Below are 22,263 nucleotides of genomic sequence, written 5' to 3' on the forward strand. Positions count from 1 at the left end.
CGCGAGTGAGGACTTTATTTATCCCACCGGCAATTCATGACTTGGCGGGGTGCGAGATCGCCTTCGGGTGCATCAGCACCGTCGCTGATCGTTCCCCGGCGGGATCATCCCCGCGTGCGCGGGGACACCGGAGTCGTGACCAGTTGCTGTGCGGGGCCGCCTGCCCGCGTTGGACGAGAAACCACGCACGCGTTGGCGGTGATGGACACCATGGACGATCTCGAACCGGCGCACACGCTGAAGTTCGGTGGCCAGTCCAAGGCGGTGCAGATCCTCGGCGGCAGTGAGGAAATGCACACCAACGTCCGCTACCTCACCAAGTACCTGACCAAGTCGATCGGGGAAGTCCTCGAGACCGACTCGACCCGCGTCGCGGTGCACTACGACCGGTTGCACGCGGAGTTGCAACAGACTCCGTGCTCGGAGAAATGCGCGGTGTGGCTGCGCTACGGCATCGTCCCCAAGGGCGCCAGCGAGAAGACCCAGCCCGGCAAGTGCAAGGGCAACGCCCACCGCCGTGACACCCTCGGCCTGCCCGGTCGACGCTGCCTGAACTCAGGCAAATGGTCGGGCAAAACGATCCCCGATCACAAAGCCGATCGCCTCGACTTCGTCCGCGCCGAGCTCGCCCGCGTCGGCATCCTCACCCCCGACACCTCGCACCTGCGGATCACCCCGGTCGGGCCTGGCGACAAGGACGCGCCACCACGTTCGCATCTGGTCATGGCACTGGTCGCTGCCCGGATCAACCAACGCGCCCAATACACCAACGCCCGCCTCGCCGTGAGCGAAGGACCCCCAGGCGAAAACCAGGGAACCAGTGCACCGCAAGACCTTTCGACCGTTCAGCAATCCGCAGCTTAGGGAGGGAAAAATGAAACCGCGACTGGTCGACGGCCAGTGGCACACCACAGCGCAACTGGCTTCGATCCTCGGCATTGACGCATCCAGCTTGCGACGGTGGCGCACTGCGAATCCACCGTGTGGACCCGCGTACATTCGCGTCTCACCACGGGTTGTGAAATACAGTGCGACTGATGTCGAAACCTGGCTCCAAGAGCTTCGAACCGATCCCGCAAAGGCGGCCTGATGTCAAAGGCCGTGAATATCCCTGGGGTTGACGTGGATGGCTGACGCGGGGGTGAGCTTGCATGTCCTCCAGAAGGTCGCGGGCCATGCCGACAGCCGGACAACTGAGCGCTACCTCCACCCCGACCACAGCGAGGTCACCGGAGCTGGTGACAAGCTGTCCGGGCTCATTCGGTCCCGTTCTGGTCCCGCGCTCCGCGTTGTTGGCGAATGAGAAAATCCCCTCCGATCCAGGTCGGAGGGGATTTTCTTGTTGTCGGGATGACAGGATTTGAACCTGCGACCACCTGGCACAGGTTCCAATCTCATCAAGGCACCCCAACAGACCTCATCACACCTGGTCACAGCCCATATCTACAGGTCAGCACCCGCCCGTCGTGTCCCATCAGATCCCGTCGAATCCCATCAAAAGTGTGAGATTTTGGTGGGACGGATCGAATGACACATCCACACCCCTCCCGGCCCGGCTCGCCGGTGTGAGACATTCCGATCCTGCTTCGCAGTCGCCGTACCGGAGGTCCACGTTCCCGAGCACCCGTGACGGGCGGTGTCTGACGGCTACTGCGTCGCTGGCGTGTCAAAGCACGACACACCAGCCCCCTTTTCGCCATCAGCAACTCTGCAGCAGTCGCCGCTCCGGCAGGTCCTTCCGGCAAAGACAGCACGCCATCCTCGCTCAATACGGCAGCGCTGTACGTCGGCGCAAACTCGGCACGGGACTTTCCGAGCCGCAGCAGGCCTCCACAAACCGTGTGCGCAGCCGCATTACAGTGCATTGTGGTCAATCCCCTGGCGCGGTGTTGAGCCAGGCTACCCGGTGCGCTCGTTCGAGTGCCCGGCGCCGGTTCAAGTTGGTCACCGCTGGCCGAGGTGCGCGCAGCCCTCGACCGCCACGCTTGGTGGTGAGCCGCGGCGGTGCGGCTGATCTTGGCGGCGGCCAGCCTGTATACCAGCGTGACACCGGAAGAGCTTGTCAGAGCAGTGGAAGACCCTGGGTGGGCGCGGGAAGGTATGAGCCATCTCCCGTCGAGATGGTTCGGCAGCGCATCTCACTGATGTGATCTGGGCGCGCGACGACGCTCTCTTCGGAAACAACCTCCCCACCGGCACCTGAATTCAGGTGCACCTCCAACGCCGCGGCGGTCAACTCCAGCCGCCAGCCATCGAGCCGCTCCCCTTCTACCGATGCGTACGGAGCTGTTCAAAACCGCAGTGACTATCGTTCGAGCTCCCGCTATGTTTCTGGACGTGGCGTCATCGCCGTGTCATCTTCAATCTTGTTCTGGCCGAATAGGTTTTGTACACCACGGTCGGATCTGGCGACATCATGGTCGGCCAGCTCGATCACATGCTGAGCGTTGTGCGCCTGCCGAATGGTGGTAAGCGTCATCCCGTCCATGTTTGACTACCAGGTGCAGACGACGAACTTCGTCATCGTCGACCGCAGGGTCGCCCACGTCGAAACCATCTCGGCTGAACTGACTATCAACGCAACCGCGGGAACTGGTGCTGCACGAGGAGGTGTTCCAGACGCTCATCAAGCAGGCCGTGGTGGGAGAAGCAGCGCGTGCGTTGATCGGCAAGGCGATGGGGAGACGACAACCATAAGGACGCCCTCCCGACCACCATCGCGGCGTAGGATCAGTCTGCTTTGCTGGAGAGGTTGAGATGCGCACGTAGACAGGCGTGCTGGTGACGTGGGGAGCTTCCATGGCTGTACGTGAATACGATTCCACCGCACGACTTCCGCATAACCACCATCAGAACTGGCCACTGTTGGAGGAGCTTGAGCGGGAGATGGATCGTATTACTGCTCAATGGCCCAATGTCGAGCCAGAAGTCCAGGTCGAAGGCATCAACCAACTTGATGGCCGGTACAGTTCATTACTAGATGCCCGAATCGCCCTCGCCGACGATGTGCGCGATTTAACGAAAGTAGCACTGACTCGGTTCTCGAAGAATTATGATGACGGGTGCGAATGGTACCTTTCAATCACTCTGTGTAAACATCGCAGCGAAACGTCGTGGATTTACACATCAGGTCCCATTCAGGCTACCTGCGATTCACTCGCTCGGCGCATGCAAGATTTTGTCCTCAAGCTCATCAACTACCCCGCCAGTGGAGCCGCGTCCGGGCCAAGCACCATAGAGAACAGGCTTCAGCATCTCCATCCAGCCATCAAAGCTGGTGCCATTTCCCGACTACGTAACGGGCACGGTGATGACGCGCTTGAGGAAGCGTGCAAGAGCGTTGGAGCTCGACTTCGCGAACTGAGCGGTCTCGTCGACCAAGACGGTGCCGTCCTTGTTGGAGAGACGTTGGGGCGCAAGAGGCTAATTGCCCTGAACGACGGCATCACACAGACGGAGATCAGCGAACAAGAGGGGTACATGTTTCTCGGCATGGCGCTGTTTCGCGCTGGGCGGAACCCTCGTGCCCACAGACCAGCCGATCCCGAGTTCGACCAGGACGAGATCGTGGAATGGCTCCACGTCGCAAGTGTCATGCATCGAGCACTTGATCGGGCCAAGCTCTGAAAATCCTGGCAGCCGATAGTTTCTGGCTGCCTCTATGAGGCGTACTCCGCCCGCATCTCCAAAAACTCCCGAACTTCGGGCACCGCAGCATGCGGGTAACCGTCCCCTACAACGCCGTCGAGGATGGACCGAAGCAGCGTCGACGCCAGGATGCTAATCTGTTCAAAATCGTTGATCAGCCCCTGGCATCCGTCAGCAATCTTTCCTCGCTGAATGTCATTTTCCGCCAACTTGATTCGCCAGCCGACGTTCTCCCGTAGCACTGACAGTGGGCGGCGTGACTGTCGTACCGGCGGTCGGCGCCGTCCGAGAACTCGGGGCTATCGGGTTGCGGGGGTTGCTGTGTTACATGGTCATGTTGATCAGCTTCGTCGGAAGGGACGGTGTCGTTGCCGCCGCCGAATACCGCGGACGGCAGCGGTGACGCGCTACGGCAGGACCGGGCGGACGTACTCACCGACCCGCCAGTCCGGGCCGTGCCTCGCTGCCGGCATAGCAGACGCCCTGTGTGGAAGCCAACATCGGCGCGGCCACCGGGTTCGTACGAACCTGACCGGTCCCAGATTCCAGATCCAGGTTTCCCTCGCGATGCTCGAAACACCCCTCCGACAGCAGCCGCAGGAGTTCGTTCGATGCGATTGCACGGTGTCCTGCCCGGCCGTGATATGAAGCCAGTGGCCACCACCGGCGCACAGCCCTCCATGCCGGCCCTACCGATCAGTGAGCCCGAGTCCTGGCCACTCCACCTCCAGAATGAACCGACCACCAACCCACACGGGCCAACGACTTCGCCGCCGACCGGCGAGACCAGCTCGCCGACTACCAGCGCCAGCTCAACGAACATCGGTCTGTGACAGCCAGATCCATTTCCAGCAACTTGAATTACGGGGATCGCAATACCCTTTGGGGTGTCGAAACCCGGCTGCCCACCAGGACAGCCACCCAGCCAAGGCTGAGTGCATACCTGTGGAAGTGGAAGTTTCGAACCGACAGCCGAGCTCGTCACAGTGGATCAGTTCGGGAATCGGGTCGCTGATCAGTTGCGCCTCGTCGCAATCTGGCTGCGGGCCTTTCGCACTCGCTCGGCCAGGCTATCAACCCGTTCTAGTCGCGGAGGTGCGCGACGCCTTCGTCGACCGCATGCCCTTGGCCTCGACCTGCATCACCGGAATCCGACTCATCAACTAGCTACAGGAAGGGATCATCAATGCAGAAGCTCACGAATAGCTCTCGACAGCAGGTCACGCAGGGTGTTGGATACCTACCGGAGCTTTCGTTGCAGGTGCAAGCACCACAGACGCGCCGCTACGCGCAACAGCTTCGGAGGGGGTGACTGCATGGACATCGATCTGACATGTCCGCACTGCAACCAGCTCGATTTGGTGCAGAGTGTGCCGGCCCTGCATGCCGACGGTGTTTCGACCAGTTCCGGGACGAACATCTATTCCGGAGTCGGGGTGACTTCGACGGGCCGGGTTCCGGTGTTCGGCATTGCCACCGTAGAGCGCACGCACACAACGGCACTCGCGGCGAGTCTGTCACGAGAGCCAGCCCGTACCCCGGCAGGGCGCCTGACCTTCATCGCGCTGGTGTTGCTCTTGCCAGCAATGTGCTGGCTAGGGGCGGCAATTGTCTCGATCGCCGATCCGGCTCCTGGGGAGTCGCGTTGGGTCGCCGCGCTATCGATGGTCGTATTCTTCGCGATGTTGGCGGCGCCCGGGGCTGTCCCGCTCACCATTGCTGTGTGCCGTATCCGTCGCAACGGCCGAGTCGTACGGGGCCGCCGGAAGGCGCATGCAGTGTGGCAGGCGGGTTTCTATTGCCATCGGTGCGGCTTTGCGTTCTGGCCCTACCCTCCAGCACCGGGTATTCCATCCCGGCAGGCTCTCGCGCCGCAGCACTTCCGTTGGTTCGTATGGAACGCCGGTGGCTACGCCAACACCTGAAATCCGGTATCGGGAAGCTGGCAGAAATCCGGAACCGCAGTGGACGCGAGCGACACTGCCGTATCTGACTAGCTTGCGGCGCTGGGTCGACAGCCGTACGTCGAGAGCGTCGATCGCCACATACGGACCCGTCAGCTCGGATGTCTGTCGACGGCACGGCAATACTGACATGCCGTTGACAATGTCGTAATGCATCGGCGGATTCTCGATACTCGACCAAACGTGTGGGGTACCGATCAGACGTATGCCGTTCCCGCCGAACAACCTTAGCGATCTCGCCTTGGCGAACCACACCATCAGGTTTCGTGGTCGCCCGCCTGCGCCGGACGCGCTGACACGCGGGCCTCAACGATACCGACTGGATCAGTGACCTGGTCTGTCCACCGCCGCCGGTTCGGATCAGCAGAGGCATGGTGAGCATGCTCGTGTTGCTCGATCGGTGAGAGGTGGACGGCGGTGATACGCCCGGCTATGTTGTTGCGCGGTGTGCGCGTGCGGTGGCGATGAGCTGGCGGGCTTGTTTGGTGCCGATCTCGAGCAGTTCAGCGACGTCGTCATCGGTTTGACCGTGGTCACGGATCACCGCGGCAGCCTCGGCTTGGTCGCCGCGGTAACCGGCGATTTCCTGCGCGGCGCGTGATTCGACTTCAGTGATCTGCTCACGTAGTGCCTTGATCTGGTTGTCGCGCTTGGTTTCACACGCGGTGATCGCCTGCCAGGCGGTGAGATACCGCTTCACCGCCTCGGTGATCGTGCGCTCTCGTTGACGTGCCAGCGCTCGACGTTCCCGGATGCGGTCGCGCGAGCGTTCCAGTCGTTCAACAACTTCCGGGGATCGAACTGTCCGCAGGGACTGCGGCGGGCGATGCGAGGACATCGCGGCCTCCTGAATTTCAGGCCCGCCTGCAGATTCTCCCGCTCTTGATCCTACTCGCGTCGTACTCGCGGCACGACCAGGTCGAATCTGTCCCGGTGGCTTCCCACACCCATCAGCCGCACACTCCCACCGGAAGCCGGCTATCAATCCGATTGCTACAAAGAAGTTGTTCCGTGCGCCGCCTGCCCGATATGTCCGGAGACGCGAAGGCGTCGCGCAGAGATGTTTAGGGGATGAATGCCGCGGCGGTGTCCTTGAGGGCCAGCAGCGTGGAATCGGCATGACCACGCCCATCGGATCTCGAACTTTCTACGCGCCTTAGTGGTCGTAGCTGAGCAGGTCCGAGCAGGACGACAGCGCGAAATCGACCCCCTGCCGTACGGGAGTAGCAGTTGCCAAGCGTCGGAGACCTGTTCGTCTTGCCGGGCAGTAGGTCGGTGGTGGTCACACGACCGGCTCGTCGGGCCATGGTGGGTCCTGACCCTGCGGTGGCGTGTCCGGCAGCCGACAAAACGCCCCCGCACCCATTCCCGGACAGGAGGTTTCCCGATCATGGCTCGACCGAAAGTGATCCTCGACTGCATCGCCAGCCGCTACCAAGGCCCCGATGAGCGGATCGTCAAGATCAGTCACGCCTCCGGTGGCGGGCTGATCAGCATCCGCGCGACCTGAACCGGCCGACTGGTCATCGACTTGTACTGACTCGACGACACCGTCGAAGTCCACGCACCGCCGCAGCGAAGGCCCGCGTGCCACAACCACGTCGAAATACCAACTCACGCAACAGAAGAGGTGATTCATGATCAGGGGTTTCTGAGCTGATGAGCTGGCAATCCGCTCTCGATTCGACTGGCTACGTCAGTCGCGATCGACAGTCTCACCCGTGACGAACTGATCCAGACCGGGCCACACGACTACGTCCTGCCCGAGATCTCGGGGGGCTCGCTGACCTGATCCACTGCGCACGGCAGCTGGCAGGCCGAAACACAGAAATTACATGCATTAATGCGCATGTCAAAACTTAAAGGGAGGTGGTGGTGACGGTGGTGACGATTTCCCATACCGCTGAGGAAGGCACCGTGTTGGATGGCGCGGTCCGTGGCGACGGCACCTATGAAGTGATGGTGGGGGTGAAAAGGGCTGTCGGGCATTGGCGGTGGGCTCGCAGCCTGGGCATGTGGATCGTGGTGTCCTCCCGGGATCGCCAGCCTAAGCAGTTCGCCATCGACGCTGCCGCGAAGGCGTTGCGGGAGGCCGGGTTCGACGTCGAGGTCCGTATCGATCGCACCGCGCGCCCGCCCCTGCTTGCTGAAGGCGACCGCGTCGCACGCCAGGCCGACCGGGTGCAGGCGTTGCAGGACAAGGCGTCCCGCAAGGACGCGAAAGTGGTCGCTGCCGAGGCCGCGCACGAGCGTGCTTGTCAGGCGTTGCCGCCGGGTGGTGAGCCGGTCAAGATCGGCCATCACTCCGAACGCCGTCACCGTCGCGCGATCGAGAAGTCGTGGGATGCGCTGGGCCGGTCGGTGCAGGCGGGCCGGGACGCCGATCACGCGCATGATCGCGCGGACACGGCGGCGCGAACCACCGATCACCGCTACGCCCCGCGCACCGTGGCCAACCGTATCGAGGCGCTCGAGGCCGAGCAGCGCGGCGATCAACGCACCCTCGACGGTCACACCCGCGTGATCTCCCGAAGCGCTGATGGTGAGGTCCAGTACGCCGAAACCCACGCTCCCGCAACGGGTGAGTACCGGCAGCGCGTCATCGACCGGATGACCCAACGCGGCGATGAGATCACCTACTGGCACCGGGTCCGCGATCAACAGATCGCCGATGGCCTGACGCCGGGCTGGGGACCCGCGGACTTCAGCGTCGGTGACTTCGTCCGCGTCGGTGGCCGCGTGTGGCGGCAGGTCACTCGCGTGAACACGAAATCGGTGTCGATGGTAAGCATTCCGCAGCCACACACGCCGCTGCACACCATCGTCGGCAAGCAGACCTGCCACCGTGAGGTCACCACCGACTACACCGTGCGCTACCACGAGATCACCGCGGTGATGACCGAAGCAGAAACCCGCGACCGGTTCCCGGATATCTTCGTTGACCTCGACGCCAGCCCGTTGCCGCCGCGTCCGAAACGTCGTGGCGGTAAGACCAAACTCGACCACCACCGCGGCCCGCAGGCCGATCGCTGGTACTGGGAAATCGGCGGCCTCGAATACGTCGCGGTGTGGGCGCACCCCGACCGCTGGTACGCCACCCCACCGGAGCCGGTCACCGCCCCGGCGATCGTGCGGGTGAGCGCGCAGCGCCGCGAGCCGGGCCGGTTACGGGGTGAACCGGTCGAGTTGCCGGTCACCGAGTTCGCGCTGTCGGGGCCGGTGTGCTGGCCCGAAGAGGTCCACAACCAGGTCCGCGTCATCGTCGAGGCCCGTACCTATCTGCCCGCCGCCGCAGCCTGAAAAACCTGTCACCGCCGCCCGTCGATCCCACGAAGGAGTTGTTCGCGATGTCCGCACACCAGACGCCACGACCAGTGCCGCCGGAGTTCCTCGCCCAGCGGCGCACCACCCTGTCCCCGAACCCGGATTCCTGGCGGGCGTGGCTGAGCTGTGGCGAGGTCGCCGACGAACCCGGAGCAGACCGATGAGCCGGGTACCGGAGTTCGAGCAGTACACCGCCGCGATGCGGAACCGGAGCGCGGAGTTGTTGTGCTTTGAGGCCATCGGCTATGTGCGTGGCTGGTGCGACGCGCGTGGGGTCGGTGCTGGGGAGGCGATCGATTTCGGGCATGCCTTCGCCGTACTCGTCGCCGCGGGCGGTTCGCGCCCGAATATCGCCGACGCCTGGACCAACTGGTGCCACGACCGCGACATCAGTGCCGGCCCCGAGTTCGAGTGCACCGGGCCCGCAGCCCTGCGCCCCTGAGCTTGGCCTCGCTACCGATCGTCACCACCGACTTCGCCGACACCGCGACCACGCGGCGCCGCCGGTCGAGGGCAGCGGTCACCCAGATCGAGCAGCGGTTGTCCAGCATCGTCCGGGCAGCCAGCTGACCACACACCCGTTATTGAGAGGACACACGGATTCACCATGCCCGCTCCAGCATTCGCCGTCAGCGCCTACACCAATTCCACCGACTTCGGATCCGCCTACACCTTGTTCGCCTCCGACGACGCCCCGATCCGTGGGCAGGTGTTCGCCGACATGGCCGAGCATCACCCGATCATCGACCAGGTCGCCGAGACCCGCCCGATGGTGGTGCTGCGGTTCTTCGGTCTCGTCGTCGAGGATGAGCGCCTCGGCAATCCCCGTGTCACCGCCTGGTTCGAACCGGGCACGACCGGGCGCGGCGCTACCGCGCTGCTGTGTCTGGGCGAACCCGGCTTATCTGAGGGTGCATCTGGGGTATCCGCTGGCGGCTGAGGCGGATACCCGAGAGTTGGTGTCCGACACCGTCACCGAGATCACTGGTGAATTCCTCACCGATGACCGCGCCGCCCGCCATCGGCGCTGGGCGGCTGAGCAGCGCCGCCAGAACGCTGCCCGCGCCCTCGAGGCCATCCAAAGCCTTGAGCAACTCGCCTTTCATCGCCACGCCGTGGCCCGCGTCGAGGTCGATGCGTCGTGGGCGCTGGTGGCCGCACTGCGCCAACAGCAGTAACCCGCACGGCCGCACACGCGTGCACTGCTGCCTGCTCTGGAATCCGTATCTGTCTGTGCGAGAGGAGTTTTGACTCATGTCGATCGCTACCTGTGTGCGTCACGCCGAACTGGGCGACCTCGTCGGGTTGCTGAATGCTCAGCAGGCCGCGAAACTCGATGTCGTCGCCCCGGCATCGGCGTTGCGAGCCAGTGATGGTCTGCTGCAGTTATCCGGGGTCGAACCGGTCCTGGATGAGCGGGGTTTCACCCTCGTCGACGGTTTGTATCGGCCTACCGCCGCCGCCGACTCCCACCTCGGGTCGAAGCTGAAGATCCCCGTCGGATATCTGAAGTGGCTGCGCGAGGAGTCCCGCACTGATCTCTACGACGCCAACATCAACGGCCTACTCCACGGCTGCGACGACCCGCGCCTACCCAGCACCGGTGATGACCGGTCGTTCCTGCTGCGGCTGTTCACCTCCGGTGCCCCCGACGAGCCCGGGATTCTGCGGGCAGTGTTGTCGGATCGCTACGGCATCATCGACAACCTCGACGTCCTCACCGCCGTGTTGGAAGGTATCCGGTCCGCGGATGCCGATGTGTCGGTGCGCTCGTGTGATCTGACCGAGTCCTCCATGCACTGCAAGGTGTACTCGCCGAAGGTGTCCGCGCTGGCACCGGGTTTCCTCGCGAACTATCGGACCCCGTTCGCCAATCCCGAACTCGAAGCCGAACGCCGCCGCGCCACAGGGGAACTGGATCGATGGCGCCCCGTCGCGGCCCGCGAAGGCCACGGCTATCGCCCTGGCAGCGAGCCGATCGTGTTCGCCGGGTTCCGGTTCTCCAATTCCGAGATCGGCCACCATGCGGTCACATTGAAACCGGAGCTGATGGTCGAGATTTGCGGCAACGGGCTCACTTTGCCGATGTTCGCCTACACCAAACGCCATATCGGGGATCGTCTCGAGGTCGGCGGTGTCGGCGGCTGGTCCCAAGACACCTACCGCAAGCGCCTGGCGGTGATCACCGCTGAAACCCGCGACAAGGTCGCCGAGTGGCTGTCCCCGGAGTTCTTGGCCGCCCGTGTCACCGAGTTGGAGCGGCATGCCGCTACTGCGGTCGCGCACCCGGAACGCACCATCGAGGTCGTGTCCAAGAGGTTGGGGTTTACCGAGGACGAACGCAGCGGGATCCTCAGCCATTTCATCGCCGGTGGTCAGCTCACCGCCGCTGGCATCGCCAATGCCGTCACCAGCTATAGCCAAACCGTGCCCGACGCCGACCGTGCTGACGCTCTCGATGACCTTGCGCTGCAAGCGATGTCACTGGTGTGAATCACCGTCGCGACAGCCACAGCATCGTCCGTCGACGGTTGTAGTCGTTGTTCTTCCTCATCCATTCCTGTGGGCCCTCCCCAGCCCAGACTCTCGAGGAGGTTGTTTCAGCATGCCCGAAACCTTGACCCTGACCCGGGCGGAGTTCGACAGCGCCGAACATTTCGGCCTCGCCGGGACCGTCACCGCGCTCGGCGAGACCACCGTCACCCGCTGGCGCGAGCAGCACCCGGACTGGAAAGCCAAGCACTGGCGCTACAGCGACCCCGACGACCACGGGGCGCGGTTCCTGCACCCGGTCAACGTCGGCCCCCGCACCAAGAACTAACCCTCGCAACCGAATCCACCGCACCGACCGGCCCTGGGGAGGCCCGCCACCGGTTCTCACCTGTCATATCCGCTCTCAGGTAGGCACCGGCCAGTCCAAAGCTGGCCGGTGCCTACCTGCTTCACCATAGGAGCACCCTCTGATGTCGCACGCCACCGACACACCCACCCCCGACACCATCGATACCGACACAGAAATCACCATCGACGACGCGGCACCCGACGCCAGTGACGTCGACGCCGAGTCCGACAGCGCGGTGTCCGCCAAGCTGATGGCGGGTCGCGGGCCGACGATGGATCCCGCCGAGCTCGATATCGACGAGAACGTGCGTAAGACCTTCCGGCTCGAATTCCACCCCGATGTCACCGAGTCCATCCGTGAGCACGGTGTGAAGAACCCGATCAAGGTGATCCGGATGCCCGACGGACGCCACGTCGTGCGCGATGGGCAGGTCCGCACCCTGACCGCGCTGGCGTTCGAACAGTCCGAGGTGCCGGTCTGGGTCTGCGACTTCGACCCATCGGTGGATGCCGCTGAAGCCGAGATCGACCGCATCACCGAGCAGATCACGGTCAACGACCGCCGGATCCCGCTCACCGATGGCGACCGTGCCGCGGGCATCGCGCAGATGCTCGATCTCGGAGCCTCGGTCACCCGGGTCGCGAAGGCGTTGCAAACCAAACGCGACGACGTCAAACGCGCGGGCAAGATCGGAACCTCGGCCACCGCACGCGGATTGGTCAACGAGGGCCAATACGACCTCGAACAAGCCGCTCTCATCGCCGAATACGACAACCTCGGCGACACCGACGCCGTGCAACGACTCCTACGCGCCAACCGCAACTGGTTCTCCTACGAAGCCAACCGGATCGCCGCCGACCGCACCGAACAGCGCAACTACCTGGCCGCGGCACTGCCCTACGCCGAGACTGGGGTCGGGATCCTCACCAGATACCCCGACGACGCGCAATTCACCGACGACGGACCACTGGTATTGGCGGCCGATCTGGCCGACACCGACGGCGCGGCCGTCGATATCCGCCACATCAACGCCAACCCCGGTTTCTGGCTGGTGTGGTTGGAACTCGGCGAGGACATGGTGTGGGTCGAGGTCGACACCGGCGCTCTCATCGACCCCGACACCGTGGACTGGGACACCCGCGACCACCCCGAAACCGAACCCGCCGAGGGGCTGCGCCACGCCCGCGAGGTCGAACAGCGCGAAAAGATCCTCGCCGAATACTTCCTGCCCCGGGACCGGCTGGAGGCAGCCGGACTGCGTGAGCGCGAGCAAGACACCGATACCGGTGACAACGGCACCGACACCTTCGACGAACAAGACTGCCACGGCGGGGGCGACGAGCTCGCTGCCGCGCGTCGCGCCGCCGCCGAGGCTGCCGCGCAGGCCCAGGCAGAGGCGCGGGAGCAGGAGCGGTTAGCGCGGCGGCGGGTCCGCGAGCTCAACAAGCAGGGGGTGGCGGCCAAGACCACCCGCACCGAGTTCGTGACGAAACTGTTGACACGCAAGACCCCACCGGGACAGGCTCCGGTGTTCCTGGCCCAGGCGTTGGTCTCCGACAGCGGGCTGCTCACCGAATACCACGCCTTCAGCACGGCCCTGGAACTGTTGGGCATCAAGGGTTTCCGCGGTCGTGACGAGGTGCTCGCCGACCTCGACACAGCGAAACCGGCCCGCGCCCAGGTGATCGTGCTCGCGCTCGTCCTCGGTGCCTACGAAAGCCGCTGCGAGAAGACGCTGTGGCGCTACGCCGACCGCGGCGTGCGCCGCTACCTGAAATTCCTCGGCCAGCTCGGCCACCCGCTCGTGCCCGTCGAACTCGCCGCCCTCGGCGAGGTCAACTCCGACGACATCGACATCGACACCCCCACCACCGCAACCGAACCCGGCGAACAGGAGCAGGCCGAAGCCGCCTGACCAACCTGTTCGACCACCCCGGCATGCCGGTGCGCGCCTGGTTCATTACCGCGCGCGTACCGGCATCCCCGGGTTGTCCTTCCTTCGAACATGTAGGAGGTGTCCATCCCGTGACCGCTGTCCTGGATCTGCGGGCGGTGGCGTTTGCTGCCGCCGCCCGCGGCTGGCCGGTGTTCCCGCTGCGCTCGGGTGGAAAGAAACCGGCGATCAAACGCTGGCCCGAGTTGGCCAGCACCGACGAAGATCGCATCCACCGCTGGTGGGGTTACAACCCGCGCTACAACGTCGCGATCGCGACCGGCCCCGCCGGATTGCATGTGATCGATCTCGACGCGCGTCATATGAGCCCACCCACACCCGACCTCACCGAGGCCCTGGCCCGGCTCGCCGCCCATCTGACCCAGCCCGCGCCACCGACACTGACCATCGCCACCCCTGCAGGCTGGCACCTGTACTACCGTGCCCCCAACGAGCCGCTGCTGCGGTGCACGGTCGCACGCATCGGCGAGGGCATCGATTCCCGCGGACACGGTGGCTACGTCGTCGCCCCCGGATCCCGTACTCCCCACGGTGATTACACCGTGGCAGTGAACCGGCCAGTAGCCGATCTTCCCGACATGCTGATCCAACAGATCATTCCGCCTCCACCGGCTCCGGCACCGGCCGGTGGCCCGAGCAGATCGGTTGCAGTGCATCCCGGTTCGTATCTGGCGGCGATCCTGGCCGCCGAAGCCGAGCAGGTCGCCCGTGCGCGCGTGCACCTGCGCAACCACACCCTGTTCCGCTCCGCGCTGGTGCTCGGGCGGCTCGTGGCCGCCGACGAAGTCAGCGAACACGACGCCCGCACCGTCCTCACCGACGCCGCCGCGGCCCACATCGGTGTCGAGGGATTCACCGCCGCCGAAGCGCACCGCACCGTCAGCAACGGATTCCGCTACAGCCGCGCACGCCCCCGACGGCTGCGCCCTTAAATCCGCTGCCATCGGATCAGGAGCCCATCGTGCCCGAGTACGTGCGCGGGGAGATCGACGTCAGCACTGATGATCAGGTCTCGGCCGCGTTCGCGGCGTTCGACATCTATCGTGCGCCCGACTCGACAACCACTGTTTTCGACGTCATCGAACCCGACGGCGACACCTACCGCGTCGATTTCGGCGATGACCCGATCACAGCACACCTGATCAGGAAACGCGCGCGCCGACGACCGCTGGCGCGGCGGCTGGCCCGGATACTGCCCGCGCGGGCGCGCCGTTGGGCTGCCGCCTGGTGCACAGCGGTGTTCACCGTCTTGCAGCAGCACGGCTGATCACCCGAATCCCGCCACACCTCGAACTCGTCCGCGTCCAGATAGGCAGGGGCGGCAAGCCTGCACGCCGACTTCTCTGCGGTCGTCGTCGATCATGATCGCCCCATCGTCGGCGCGGCATGGTTCGACACCCTCCTCCGCCATGACTGGGCTTCCCGCCTCCACCGGACATCGCCTGGTAGGGGCCGACTTTCACGCCCCAGCAACGTCCATTCCGCCTGGATAGGTGTGGCCGCGCTGATCCTCACCACCGGTCGAGCCACACCCCACCGGGCGCGTGCACCTCTGATCCGGCCCCGCCGGGAGGCCAGTGCGCCTCCTGCCGCGGCGTCGACGCAACCGATCGCATTCCTCGAGCCGAGGGGCGGGCCCGGCACGGCCAACCCCCTGGCGAACCGCACCTACCACCGACATTCCAAAGGAGACGAAAACCGATGCCCGACAACACCGACGACGCCGAGTGGCCAGCCAGCACCGAAACACCCTCAACCCCCGGCAGCACCTACAACGACCATACGGCCGCGGATCGATTGCATGTCGATGATCCCGGGGAATTGATTGCCGCGGTGCCCGCCATGGTCGGGTTCACACCCCGGCGGTCCCTGGTAGTCGCTGTGCTGAAGGATGCACCGAATCCGGGCAGCAGTCCGATCATCGACGCGGTCCTGCGCTTCGATCTGAAACCCTGCGGCAGGAGTCAGCGTCGTCTGGCCGCCGCGTACGCACAAGCTGTAGCACAGATCTGTGCCACATCCACACAGGGATCAACGAAGGTACTCGCGGTGATCGTCGACGATCGGGTGCGCGAACCACATCGAAACCCCAGACACGGCGCGACGGTTACTGGGCCGTGGGCCGCGCTCGTCGCCGCGTTCGCACGGCGGCTCGCACAGCAGGAGGTGTTCCTCGAGGGCGCGTGGGCCGTGCGCGCGATCGAGAAAGACCAGCAGTGGTGGAGCCTGCTCGAGACGAATCGTCATGGGGTGCTGCCGGATCCGGCGGCATCGTTGGTGACGGTGGCGCATGTGCTCAATGGGCGCCCGATCCGCAGCGACCGTTCGGAGCTGACCGATCTGGTCGCCCCCGACGACGACCTAGTCGCGCAGGTGATCGCCCTACTCGACAGCGCCGACGCTCGCGCGCTTGAACGCTACGAGACCGCTGTCCGGCGTGGTGATCCTGACGGATATCACCGGCGCGCACTCGAACTCGTGTTGTGGCAAATCGCCGACACCGACTCCGGTGAGGCGCTCACCGCCTCGGCATGCGCGGAACTGGCTGCGGCGCTGCGTGATCGGACGGTGCGCGACTCGCTGTTCGCCCTAGCCGTCGGTGAGCACGCCGCCGCCGCCGCGGAAAACCTGTGGGCCGCACTGACGCGAGCATTGCCGGGCAGTGACCGTGCCGATGCCGCAACACTTCTCGCCTACAGCGCCTACCTCCGCGGCGACGGCCCCCTCGCGGGCATCGCCCTCCAGACTGCCCTCGACGCAGATCCCGCGCACTCCATGGCGATCCTGCTGGCGACAGCGCTACACACTGGAATGCGCCCCGACACCCTGCGCCGATTGGCCTATAGCGGCCTGGGAATCGCCGCCGACCTCGGCATCGACCTCGGCACCGATCCGATGAGCTGTGCGGCTCCAGACCACACCGCACTGTAGTGATCGGTAGCGCCGCCGACCTCGTGGCATGGATCCGAGCGAACCTGCCCGCGCTTGATGAGGACCGGTTCGAACCCTGGCACACCGGATCCCCGGCACCCGGCGCGCTCACAGCGCGTATCGAGGTGCGCATTCACACACCCGGAGCCCGTGACCGCATCACCAGCATCGCCCTCACCGCCGCACCCGTCGGCGTCCTTCCCTCCTGATCACCGCCCCACCCAACACCGTCCCCGCTGATCCAGATTCGAGGCCAAGCCGACATCACCAAACGCATCGACACCGCCCGAACCCAACAATGGCTCGGCGACATCGACCAACTCCAAACCACCCTCAACCACATCGAGGCCAAACGAGACAACCTGCTCGAACTCCTCGCCCATCCCCACTCAGCATTTATCACCCCCGCCGGTGTCGAAACCGAACTCTGACATCCATTGCCCGGGAACCACGCTGTCGCCAGAGCGATCAGTACGAGCCCTCCCGACCGCGGCACCAACTCCGGATCGGCCGGGATGACCCGCGCCACGGCCCGCTGGGCCCGCCACAGATCGAACAACCACCCATCCAAGCCGCAACTTCGAACCAACCCGGTCCCAGGACGGGTCCGGCCACATGCCATTGCCGATCCACGCACATCCACCCATCCCGTTAGGAGATCACCATGGCAACAGACCCGATCATCACCATCACAGGCAACCTCACGGCATCCCCGGAACTCCGGTTCACCCCAGCAGGCATCGCCGTCACGAACTTCACCGTCGCCTCGACACCACGCATCTTCGATCGCAAAAACAACGAGTTCAAAGACGGCGACGCAATGTTCATGCGCTGCAACGCCTGGCGCAACCTCGCCGAGAACGTCGCCGAGAGTCTGGACCGCGGCTCCAACGTAATCGTCACCGGACGACTCAAGCAGCGCAACTATGAAACCCGCGAGGGCGAAAAGCGCACAGTCGTTGAGCTCGAAGTCGACAACGTCGGCCCGTCGCTGATGTTCGCCACCGCCAAAGTGTCAAGAGTCAACCGCTGCAACACAAGCGGCAGGGGCTCAACCGTCACCGCCGCTAGCGATGACCCCTGGAGCGCAACGTCATCTGGCGAGCCTGTGTTCACCACGTCCGGATTCGGCGGCACCAGCGAGCCTGAATTCTGAGCAGAATTAGGCCCAACACAATCACTACCGATGAGGGTCGCCTCATCGAGGATTCCGTCTTCGCGGATGGTCTGCCATCTCGCTCTGGCCGGTTCTCACCGGCCAGAGCGAATCCGGCGGCGTGAAGTCGCCTCAGAAGGTTGGCGGCCAGCCTGGAACCGGTAGACTCTCCGACCCGAGAGACGCCACCAGCCAGTCTTCCCCGTCCCATCGCATCGCAATGGGAAACACGAATCGTTCCTCACCGGGCTGCCACGCACTGCCTTCCCGACCAGTCTGGTCATGCACATACAGCATCTCCACATCCGGAGCGATCATTCGGGTATGCGTGCCGATACCACGAACAGCCGACGCGGGGACGATCCCCGAAATACTGCGCACGTGAACACGTTCAAAGTGCTGCCATAGAGGGTGGTCAGGTTGCTCGTTCGCGAGAGCAGCGGCGACGTCGTCGCGGTCGTAGCCCTCCGCGTTGAATGAACGAGCGTTATCGACAATCCACTGCTGCGCCGAGCACAACCGCAGAACCGGATCAACCCGCGGCCAGACGGTCCTCAGGTCTTGGCGATCGCACACGGAAGCAAGGAACTTCTCCGCTGCGGCAACAACTTTCACCTGTCCGAGAAACCGCACCCGCTCAGCAGGACCCATCTGCCTGAGTTCTTCATAAGCGACCCGCTCTGATTCGGACATGGCGGCCAGTTGCTCGGCCGTCAGCTCGGGCAACTCCTCGAAGTTAGTCACGCCCACCATCATGCTCCGGCACACCGACAGGTCAAGTAGTGCAGATAAGCAACTTGACCGCCGCCCCGGAACTTCGTTTCACCCCCAATGGTGTGGCGGTCGCCGATTTCATCGTCGCCTCCACACCCTGCTACCCCGACCGTAACACCGGTGAGTGGAAAGACGGCGAAGCGTTGTTCCTGCGCTGCGACCTCTGGCGCGAGGCCGTGGAGAACGCCGCGGAGAGCTTGACCAGGGGCTCGCGCGTGATTGTGACTGGCCGACTGAAGCAGCGCCGCTGGCAGACCCCCGACGGTCAGAACCGCACCGTCGTCGAGCTCGAAGTCGACGAACTCGGCCCTTCGTTGCGCTACGCCACCGCCAAGCCCAACCGCGTCAGGCGGGGCACCAACGGCGACAACGGTTTCGGGCGCTCGGCCGCTGGCCCGAACTCCGATGACCGGTCCGCAGAGCTGGTCGGCGCGGCAGCGGGCACCAGCAAGACCGACGACCCGTGGGCGGTCAACGGCGCGGGCTCGTTCGGCGGCGGCACCGGCAGCGACGACCCCGGGTTCTGAACTACCTGCTCAACACACGGTGCCCGGCGGTTGACGCCGCCGGGCACCTGTCGTCCACCGAAGCGAATCCCGCTCTATCCATTCCACTTTCGTGATCAGGAGCCGATGTGACTATGACCTCTCCTTCCCGCACCGCGATCGCGGTGACCCCGTTGTTGACCGATATCGCCGCCCTCGCCGAGCTGATCGACGCTGAGCCGTATCGGGCGCGCCTGGAGTTCCGGCAAGCGCTCATGGACGTCACCGCCGAAGACTGGGCGTGTCTGGGACTGATCCACCGGGCCTTCGCCCACAGCCCGAAAACGGCACTGGCACGGGTGGTCTCGATCGCACGCGCCCGCATCGGAGCACCCGAGGTCGAACCCGGTGAGATCACCGACGGCGATACCGGCCTGTACGAGGCCGCTGACGCCGTCGAGGTACCGGTGGAAGTCGAACTCGGTCGGTGGGCGCGGACCCCGGTCCGTGATCTCGCCGATGACGTTCGCCTGCACGCGATCCCGACCGCGGCGACCGAGGCGGCACGGACCACGCCCGAGGCGATCGCGCGCCGCCCTGCCCGTCACACGCCCCTGCCTATCGGGGCCGTGACGCTGCGCCACCGTGCCCGCGACGAACGCAGCGCCGCACGCCGCCGACGCGGCGAAGCCGACGCCGATGCCTACTTCGCGGACCGTCCGCTGTTGGTGGCCTGACCTGCATCTCGCGAAGGAAGAACACAAGAGGGCCAAGTGTGTCCGGGGTGTTCGTCTGGTCGAGCGCCCCGCCTGACTGAAGGGCTACCAGGGTGGCGCGCGCCGCGCCTGCGGGCCCGCGCCCGTGCGCGCACGAATTTCCCTCCGGCGCGACGCCCGCCGGTCTGGGGGCGGGTTGGGTTGTGTGCGCGGGAAATTCGCGCCCACCCGTTTCGGCGCGTTCCCTCCGCCGCGTCGTTCACCACCCTGGTTGATCGCCCTTCAGGCGGGTCACCCGACCAGCCGCCCACCCCTCGTGTTGCGGAAAGCGCACGCGATTGCCGGGGTGGGTTTCCTTTTTCCTCGCGAGACAGGACATTCGTCATGCCCAGTGCTTTCCTCGATGCTCTGTTCCACCTGGACTGCCTCTTCCACGTCGACAGCCCGCGCCTCGCGCGCGAGATGTTCCCCGACGTGCTCGCTCTCGCCACACCGGCCGAGCGTGCGTTCCTCGACGAGCTCACCGACACCTTCACCCGCTACCCGTTCGAGACCGCGCACAAACGGCTCGACGCGATGTGGAAGGCCGCCGACGCCGAGCGGCGGGAGCTGATCAAGCTGTGCGCCCCCGACACCGACCCCGGCCTGCACACCCGGGGCCTGCCGGAGATCTTCGAAATCTCCTACACCGCCGCCGAACTCCCGCCGATGCCGGTGCGTGACCGGTACCGCCCGCTCATCACCTACCGCGTCCCGGCGCGAGCCACCGACGCCGCCCGCAATGCCCCCGACAAGGTCGCCGCGCGCACGCAGGCCCGACCGGTTCCGACGCCGAGTATTCCTGGGGATCACTGTGCCCACCTGCTGCCGTATGCGATCGCGACCGAGGCGATCATCACCGGGTACGTGACCGGCAGCATGTTCACCGACGGCACCACCATCGCCGACCCCAACGCCGCGCCCGAACCAGCGCAGCGCCCGATCGAGGTTGCGGTGCCCGATCCCGACTCCCAGGCGGAACGCGCCAAGCGCCAGCGCCGTCGCTATGCCCGCGACCACGCCGACGCCACCGCGCTGTGGGACCGCGTCTACGTCAACTATGTTGCGGGCCAGTACGACACCGAGCACCGCGCCGCGTGGACTGCCCGCCGCGACCGCGACGGCGAGCAGACCGACCAGACGTTGGAGCAACGCGCCAACGACTACTTCGAGGGCCACGACGACACCGCGCCGCGGGATCGGCGCTCGCGCCGACGCGGCCAGGGCGGTGCGCCGCGGGATCAGCGCTCGCGCCGACGCGGCCAGGGCGGTGCGCCGCGGCGCAGCGGCCGGATCACCGAGGACGAGGCGAAGGCGTTCGCCGATGCCCGCACCGGGTTGCGGGTGCGTGACGACGCACGACCGCAGATCCCGAACCAGGGCAACGGCCTGGACTACGACGACGCCGCGATGGTCCCGGTCATGGGCTGGCGGTGCGTGTCGTGCTTCATCGAACGCCCCATGACCGACCAGCGACCCATCCACACCCGTGACGGACAGCTGGTCTCCGATGACGGGCTCTGCGATCACTGCCGCGCCGACTCCCGTCCCGGGATCGCGGCGCTGCCCGAGACCTTCACCACTGCGGACTTCGTGGTCTCTCGATGTGAATTCCTCGCCGCCACCTACCCCGCCGCCGCGCACGCCCTGATCGTCGAAGTCTGGCACCGGGCCGCACCGCACCCGATCTGCCGCCACCTCACCCGCTTCCTCGCCACCCATCCCGAGCTGACCCCGAACCCGGCCAAGCCGCTCCAACGTGCCGCCGAGGTTGCCGCCACCGATGTAGCACCGCGTCCCCGCACTGCCGTGCGCAAGGGGCGGGCGAGGTTGGGTGCCGATCAGCGTCACGGCCGCTGCGACGGCTGCACCCGCTACAGCGTCATCCACGCCGACAACTACTGCCTCACCTGCCGGATCGATCTCGGCCTCGTCCCCGCCCGCCCGCGTCAGTCGCAGGCGGCTTGACCCGACATCCGCTGTCTCCCTTTGATCGCCGGTCCGCCGTGGCTGCCTCGCGCCCACGGCGGACCGGTCCACCATCCAAACTGTCAGGAGTCCACGTGATGCGCCGACCCCCGACCGGCCTACGCCGCCTCACCCGAACGTTGCGCCGCGCGTTCACACCGCGCCGCGCGACTGAACGCACGCACGTCGGCGGCCAGGGCCGGGGCCGCGCACACGGTCCCGGCCCCACTCACCAGCACCCTCCCGACCACCATGTCTCCCACACTGTTCAACCCCCACCGCCTCTCCACACATCACACCCATCCACACTCCTCACCACTTACACTTCTTCTACTACTCAACTTGCCTACCCCTCTCTCTTTACCTCTTTCTCACAAGCACACCTCTTGCATCCAGGAGATAACAATTCGGTAACAACGTGGGGATTTGTTTGATTTGACGAAAAATAGTCAAATCAAACCC

The 22,263-nt window shown here is 65.2% G+C and carries 23 protein-coding genes and 1 tRNA gene; 19 read left to right on the forward strand and 5 right to left on the reverse strand.

The window, feature by feature from the left end; all coding sequences use genetic code 11:
• The first annotated feature begins 36 nt into the window (after positions 1 to 36).
• Positions 37 to 864, forward strand: coding sequence for a replication initiator (locus AB0L63_RS19125; RefSeq protein WP_364502269.1), 828 nt, complete (start codon positions 37 to 39; stop codon positions 862 to 864).
• 262 nt (positions 865 to 1,126) lie between these two features.
• A complete protein-coding gene (locus AB0L63_RS19130; RefSeq protein ID WP_364502271.1) occupies positions 1,127 to 1,303 on the forward strand; it encodes a hypothetical protein in 177 nt (58 codons plus the stop codon).
• Positions 1,304 to 1,345: 42 nt separating this feature from the next.
• Here the strand turns inward: AB0L63_RS19130 and AB0L63_RS19135 are convergent.
• Together AB0L63_RS19135 and AB0L63_RS19140 are read right to left on the reverse strand one after the other, a co-directional pair.
• Positions 1,346 to 1,440: transfer RNA gene (locus tag AB0L63_RS19135), tRNA-OTHER, on the reverse strand.
• Positions 1,441 to 2,323: 883 nt separating this feature from the next.
• Complete coding sequence (locus tag AB0L63_RS19140; protein WP_364502274.1) at positions 2,324 to 2,479, reverse strand: hypothetical protein; 156 nt, start codon at positions 2,477 to 2,479, stop codon at positions 2,324 to 2,326.
• Positions 2,480 to 2,799: 320 nt separating this feature from the next.
• Between AB0L63_RS19140 and AB0L63_RS19145 the strand changes: the two genes are divergently transcribed.
• Entirely contained in the window at positions 2,800 to 3,627 is an 828-nt protein-coding gene (locus tag AB0L63_RS19145; RefSeq protein ID WP_364502277.1) for a TIGR02391 family protein, read from the forward strand.
• A 277-nt stretch (positions 3,628 to 3,904) separates the two neighbouring features.
• Entirely contained in the window at positions 3,905 to 4,051 is a 147-nt protein-coding gene (locus tag AB0L63_RS19150; protein ID WP_364502280.1) for a hypothetical protein, read from the forward strand.
• Positions 4,052 to 6,042: 1,991 nt separating this feature from the next.
• On the opposite strand, the gene AB0L63_RS19155 is transcribed toward AB0L63_RS19150, so the two are convergent.
• On the reverse strand, positions 6,043 to 6,450 hold the full coding sequence (locus tag AB0L63_RS19155; protein ID WP_364502282.1) for a hypothetical protein: 408 nt from the start codon (positions 6,448 to 6,450) through the stop codon (positions 6,043 to 6,045).
• A 1,037-nt stretch (positions 6,451 to 7,487) separates the two neighbouring features.
• On the opposite strand from AB0L63_RS19155, the gene AB0L63_RS19160 reads away from it, so the two are divergent.
• From AB0L63_RS19160 to AB0L63_RS19210, 11 genes are all read left to right on the forward strand, one after another.
• Entirely contained in the window at positions 7,488 to 8,912 is a 1,425-nt protein-coding gene (locus tag AB0L63_RS19160) for a DUF3560 domain-containing protein (protein ID WP_364502285.1), read from the forward strand.
• Between the two features lie 47 nt (positions 8,913 to 8,959).
• Positions 8,960 to 9,100, forward strand: a complete 141-nt coding sequence (locus AB0L63_RS19165) for a hypothetical protein (RefSeq protein WP_364502288.1) — start codon at positions 8,960 to 8,962, stop codon at positions 9,098 to 9,100.
• Positions 9,097 to 9,378 (forward strand): hypothetical protein, encoded by a 282-nt coding sequence (locus AB0L63_RS19170; protein WP_364502291.1) that lies wholly within the window; start codon positions 9,097 to 9,099, stop codon positions 9,376 to 9,378. Before AB0L63_RS19165 ends, AB0L63_RS19170 begins: the two co-directional genes overlap by 4 nt.
• A 165-nt stretch (positions 9,379 to 9,543) precedes the next feature.
• On the forward strand, positions 9,544 to 9,876 hold the full coding sequence (locus AB0L63_RS19175) for a hypothetical protein (RefSeq protein WP_364502294.1): 333 nt from the start codon (positions 9,544 to 9,546) through the stop codon (positions 9,874 to 9,876).
• A gap of 19 nt (positions 9,877 to 9,895) precedes the next feature.
• Positions 9,896 to 10,114: a hypothetical protein gene (locus AB0L63_RS19180; RefSeq protein WP_364502297.1), complete on the forward strand. Its 219-nt coding sequence runs from the start codon at positions 9,896 to 9,898 to the stop codon at positions 10,112 to 10,114.
• A 76-nt stretch (positions 10,115 to 10,190) separates the two neighbouring features.
• A complete protein-coding gene (locus AB0L63_RS19185; protein WP_364502300.1) occupies positions 10,191 to 11,429 on the forward strand; it encodes a hypothetical protein in 1,239 nt (412 codons plus the stop codon).
• Positions 11,430 to 11,541: 112 nt separating this feature from the next.
• A complete protein-coding gene (locus AB0L63_RS19190) occupies positions 11,542 to 11,757 on the forward strand; it encodes a hypothetical protein (RefSeq protein WP_364502302.1) in 216 nt (71 codons plus the stop codon).
• Between the two features lie 142 nt (positions 11,758 to 11,899).
• Positions 11,900 to 13,693 carry a ParB N-terminal domain-containing protein gene (locus tag AB0L63_RS19195; RefSeq protein WP_364502305.1) on the forward strand — a complete coding sequence of 598 codons (1,794 nt, stop codon included), beginning with the start codon at positions 11,900 to 11,902 and terminating at the stop codon, positions 13,691 to 13,693.
• A 110-nt stretch (positions 13,694 to 13,803) separates the two neighbouring features.
• A complete protein-coding gene (locus tag AB0L63_RS19200) occupies positions 13,804 to 14,664 on the forward strand; it encodes a bifunctional DNA primase/polymerase (protein WP_364502308.1) in 861 nt (286 codons plus the stop codon).
• A 29-nt stretch (positions 14,665 to 14,693) separates the two neighbouring features.
• Complete coding sequence (locus AB0L63_RS19205; RefSeq protein ID WP_364502311.1) at positions 14,694 to 14,999, forward strand: hypothetical protein; 306 nt, start codon at positions 14,694 to 14,696, stop codon at positions 14,997 to 14,999.
• A 434-nt stretch (positions 15,000 to 15,433) separates the two neighbouring features.
• On the forward strand, positions 15,434 to 16,663 hold the full coding sequence (locus AB0L63_RS19210) for a DUF4192 domain-containing protein (RefSeq protein WP_364502314.1): 1,230 nt from the start codon (positions 15,434 to 15,436) through the stop codon (positions 16,661 to 16,663).
• Between the two features lie 209 nt (positions 16,664 to 16,872).
• On the opposite strand, the gene AB0L63_RS19215 is transcribed toward AB0L63_RS19210, so the two are convergent.
• A complete protein-coding gene (locus tag AB0L63_RS19215; RefSeq protein WP_364502316.1) occupies positions 16,873 to 17,046 on the reverse strand; it encodes a hypothetical protein in 174 nt (57 codons plus the stop codon).
• Between the two features lie 281 nt (positions 17,047 to 17,327).
• On the opposite strand from AB0L63_RS19215, the gene AB0L63_RS19220 reads away from it, so the two are divergent.
• Positions 17,328 to 17,819, forward strand: a complete 492-nt coding sequence (locus tag AB0L63_RS19220; RefSeq protein WP_364502319.1) for a single-stranded DNA-binding protein — start codon at positions 17,328 to 17,330, stop codon at positions 17,817 to 17,819.
• A gap of 132 nt (positions 17,820 to 17,951) precedes the next feature.
• Here AB0L63_RS19220 and AB0L63_RS19225 read toward each other — a convergent pair whose 3' ends face one another.
• Positions 17,952 to 18,563: a hypothetical protein gene (locus AB0L63_RS19225; RefSeq protein ID WP_364502322.1), complete on the reverse strand. Its 612-nt coding sequence runs from the start codon at positions 18,561 to 18,563 to the stop codon at positions 17,952 to 17,954.
• A 38-nt stretch (positions 18,564 to 18,601) separates the two neighbouring features.
• Between AB0L63_RS19225 and AB0L63_RS19230 the strand changes: the two genes are divergently transcribed.
• From AB0L63_RS19230 to AB0L63_RS19240, 3 genes are all read left to right on the forward strand, one after another.
• A complete protein-coding gene (locus AB0L63_RS19230; RefSeq protein ID WP_364502325.1) occupies positions 18,602 to 19,120 on the forward strand; it encodes a single-stranded DNA-binding protein in 519 nt (172 codons plus the stop codon).
• A gap of 113 nt (positions 19,121 to 19,233) precedes the next feature.
• On the forward strand, positions 19,234 to 19,815 hold the full coding sequence (locus AB0L63_RS19235) for a hypothetical protein (protein ID WP_364502327.1): 582 nt from the start codon (positions 19,234 to 19,236) through the stop codon (positions 19,813 to 19,815).
• A gap of 363 nt (positions 19,816 to 20,178) precedes the next feature.
• On the forward strand, positions 20,179 to 21,801 hold the full coding sequence (locus tag AB0L63_RS19240) for a hypothetical protein (protein WP_364502330.1): 1,623 nt from the start codon (positions 20,179 to 20,181) through the stop codon (positions 21,799 to 21,801).
• Positions 21,802 to 22,263 lie beyond the last annotated feature (462 nt).

Source organism: Nocardia sp. NPDC051990 (assembly GCF_040680755.1).
Classification (GTDB): Bacteria; Actinomycetota; Actinomycetes; order Mycobacteriales; family Mycobacteriaceae; genus Nocardia.

Bases quoted from the DNA above. Each gene is read 5' to 3' on its own strand.
- AB0L63_RS19125 (WP_364502269.1), top strand. From the start codon at position 37: ATGACTTGGCGGGGTGCGAGATCGCCTTCGGGTGCATCAGCACCGTCG.
- AB0L63_RS19130 (WP_364502271.1), top strand. From the start codon at position 1,127: ATGGCTGACGCGGGGGTGAGCTTGCATGTCCTCCAGAAGGTCGCGGGC.
- AB0L63_RS19140 (WP_364502274.1), bottom strand. From the start codon at position 2,479: ATGACGCTTACCACCATTCGGCAGGCGCACAACGCTCAGCATGTGATC.
- AB0L63_RS19145 (WP_364502277.1), top strand. From the start codon at position 2,800: ATGGCTGTACGTGAATACGATTCCACCGCACGACTTCCGCATAACCAC.
- AB0L63_RS19155 (WP_364502282.1), bottom strand. From the start codon at position 6,450: ATGTCCTCGCATCGCCCGCCGCAGTCCCTGCGGACAGTTCGATCCCCG.
- AB0L63_RS19165 (WP_364502288.1), top strand. From the start codon at position 8,960: ATGTCCGCACACCAGACGCCACGACCAGTGCCGCCGGAGTTCCTCGCC.
- AB0L63_RS19170 (WP_364502291.1), top strand. From the start codon at position 9,097: ATGAGCCGGGTACCGGAGTTCGAGCAGTACACCGCCGCGATGCGGAAC.
- AB0L63_RS19175 (WP_364502294.1), top strand. From the start codon at position 9,544: ATGCCCGCTCCAGCATTCGCCGTCAGCGCCTACACCAATTCCACCGAC.
- AB0L63_RS19185 (WP_364502300.1), top strand. From the start codon at position 10,191: ATGTCGATCGCTACCTGTGTGCGTCACGCCGAACTGGGCGACCTCGTC.
- AB0L63_RS19190 (WP_364502302.1), top strand. From the start codon at position 11,542: ATGCCCGAAACCTTGACCCTGACCCGGGCGGAGTTCGACAGCGCCGAA.
- AB0L63_RS19195 (WP_364502305.1), top strand. From the start codon at position 11,900: ATGTCGCACGCCACCGACACACCCACCCCCGACACCATCGATACCGAC.
- AB0L63_RS19210 (WP_364502314.1), top strand. From the start codon at position 15,434: ATGCCCGACAACACCGACGACGCCGAGTGGCCAGCCAGCACCGAAACA.
- AB0L63_RS19215 (WP_364502316.1), bottom strand. From the start codon at position 17,046: ATGGGCGAGGAGTTCGAGCAGGTTGTCTCGTTTGGCCTCGATGTGGTT.
- AB0L63_RS19220 (WP_364502319.1), top strand. From the start codon at position 17,328: ATGGCAACAGACCCGATCATCACCATCACAGGCAACCTCACGGCATCC.
- AB0L63_RS19235 (WP_364502327.1), top strand. From the start codon at position 19,234: ATGACCTCTCCTTCCCGCACCGCGATCGCGGTGACCCCGTTGTTGACC.
- AB0L63_RS19240 (WP_364502330.1), top strand. From the start codon at position 20,179: ATGCCCAGTGCTTTCCTCGATGCTCTGTTCCACCTGGACTGCCTCTTC.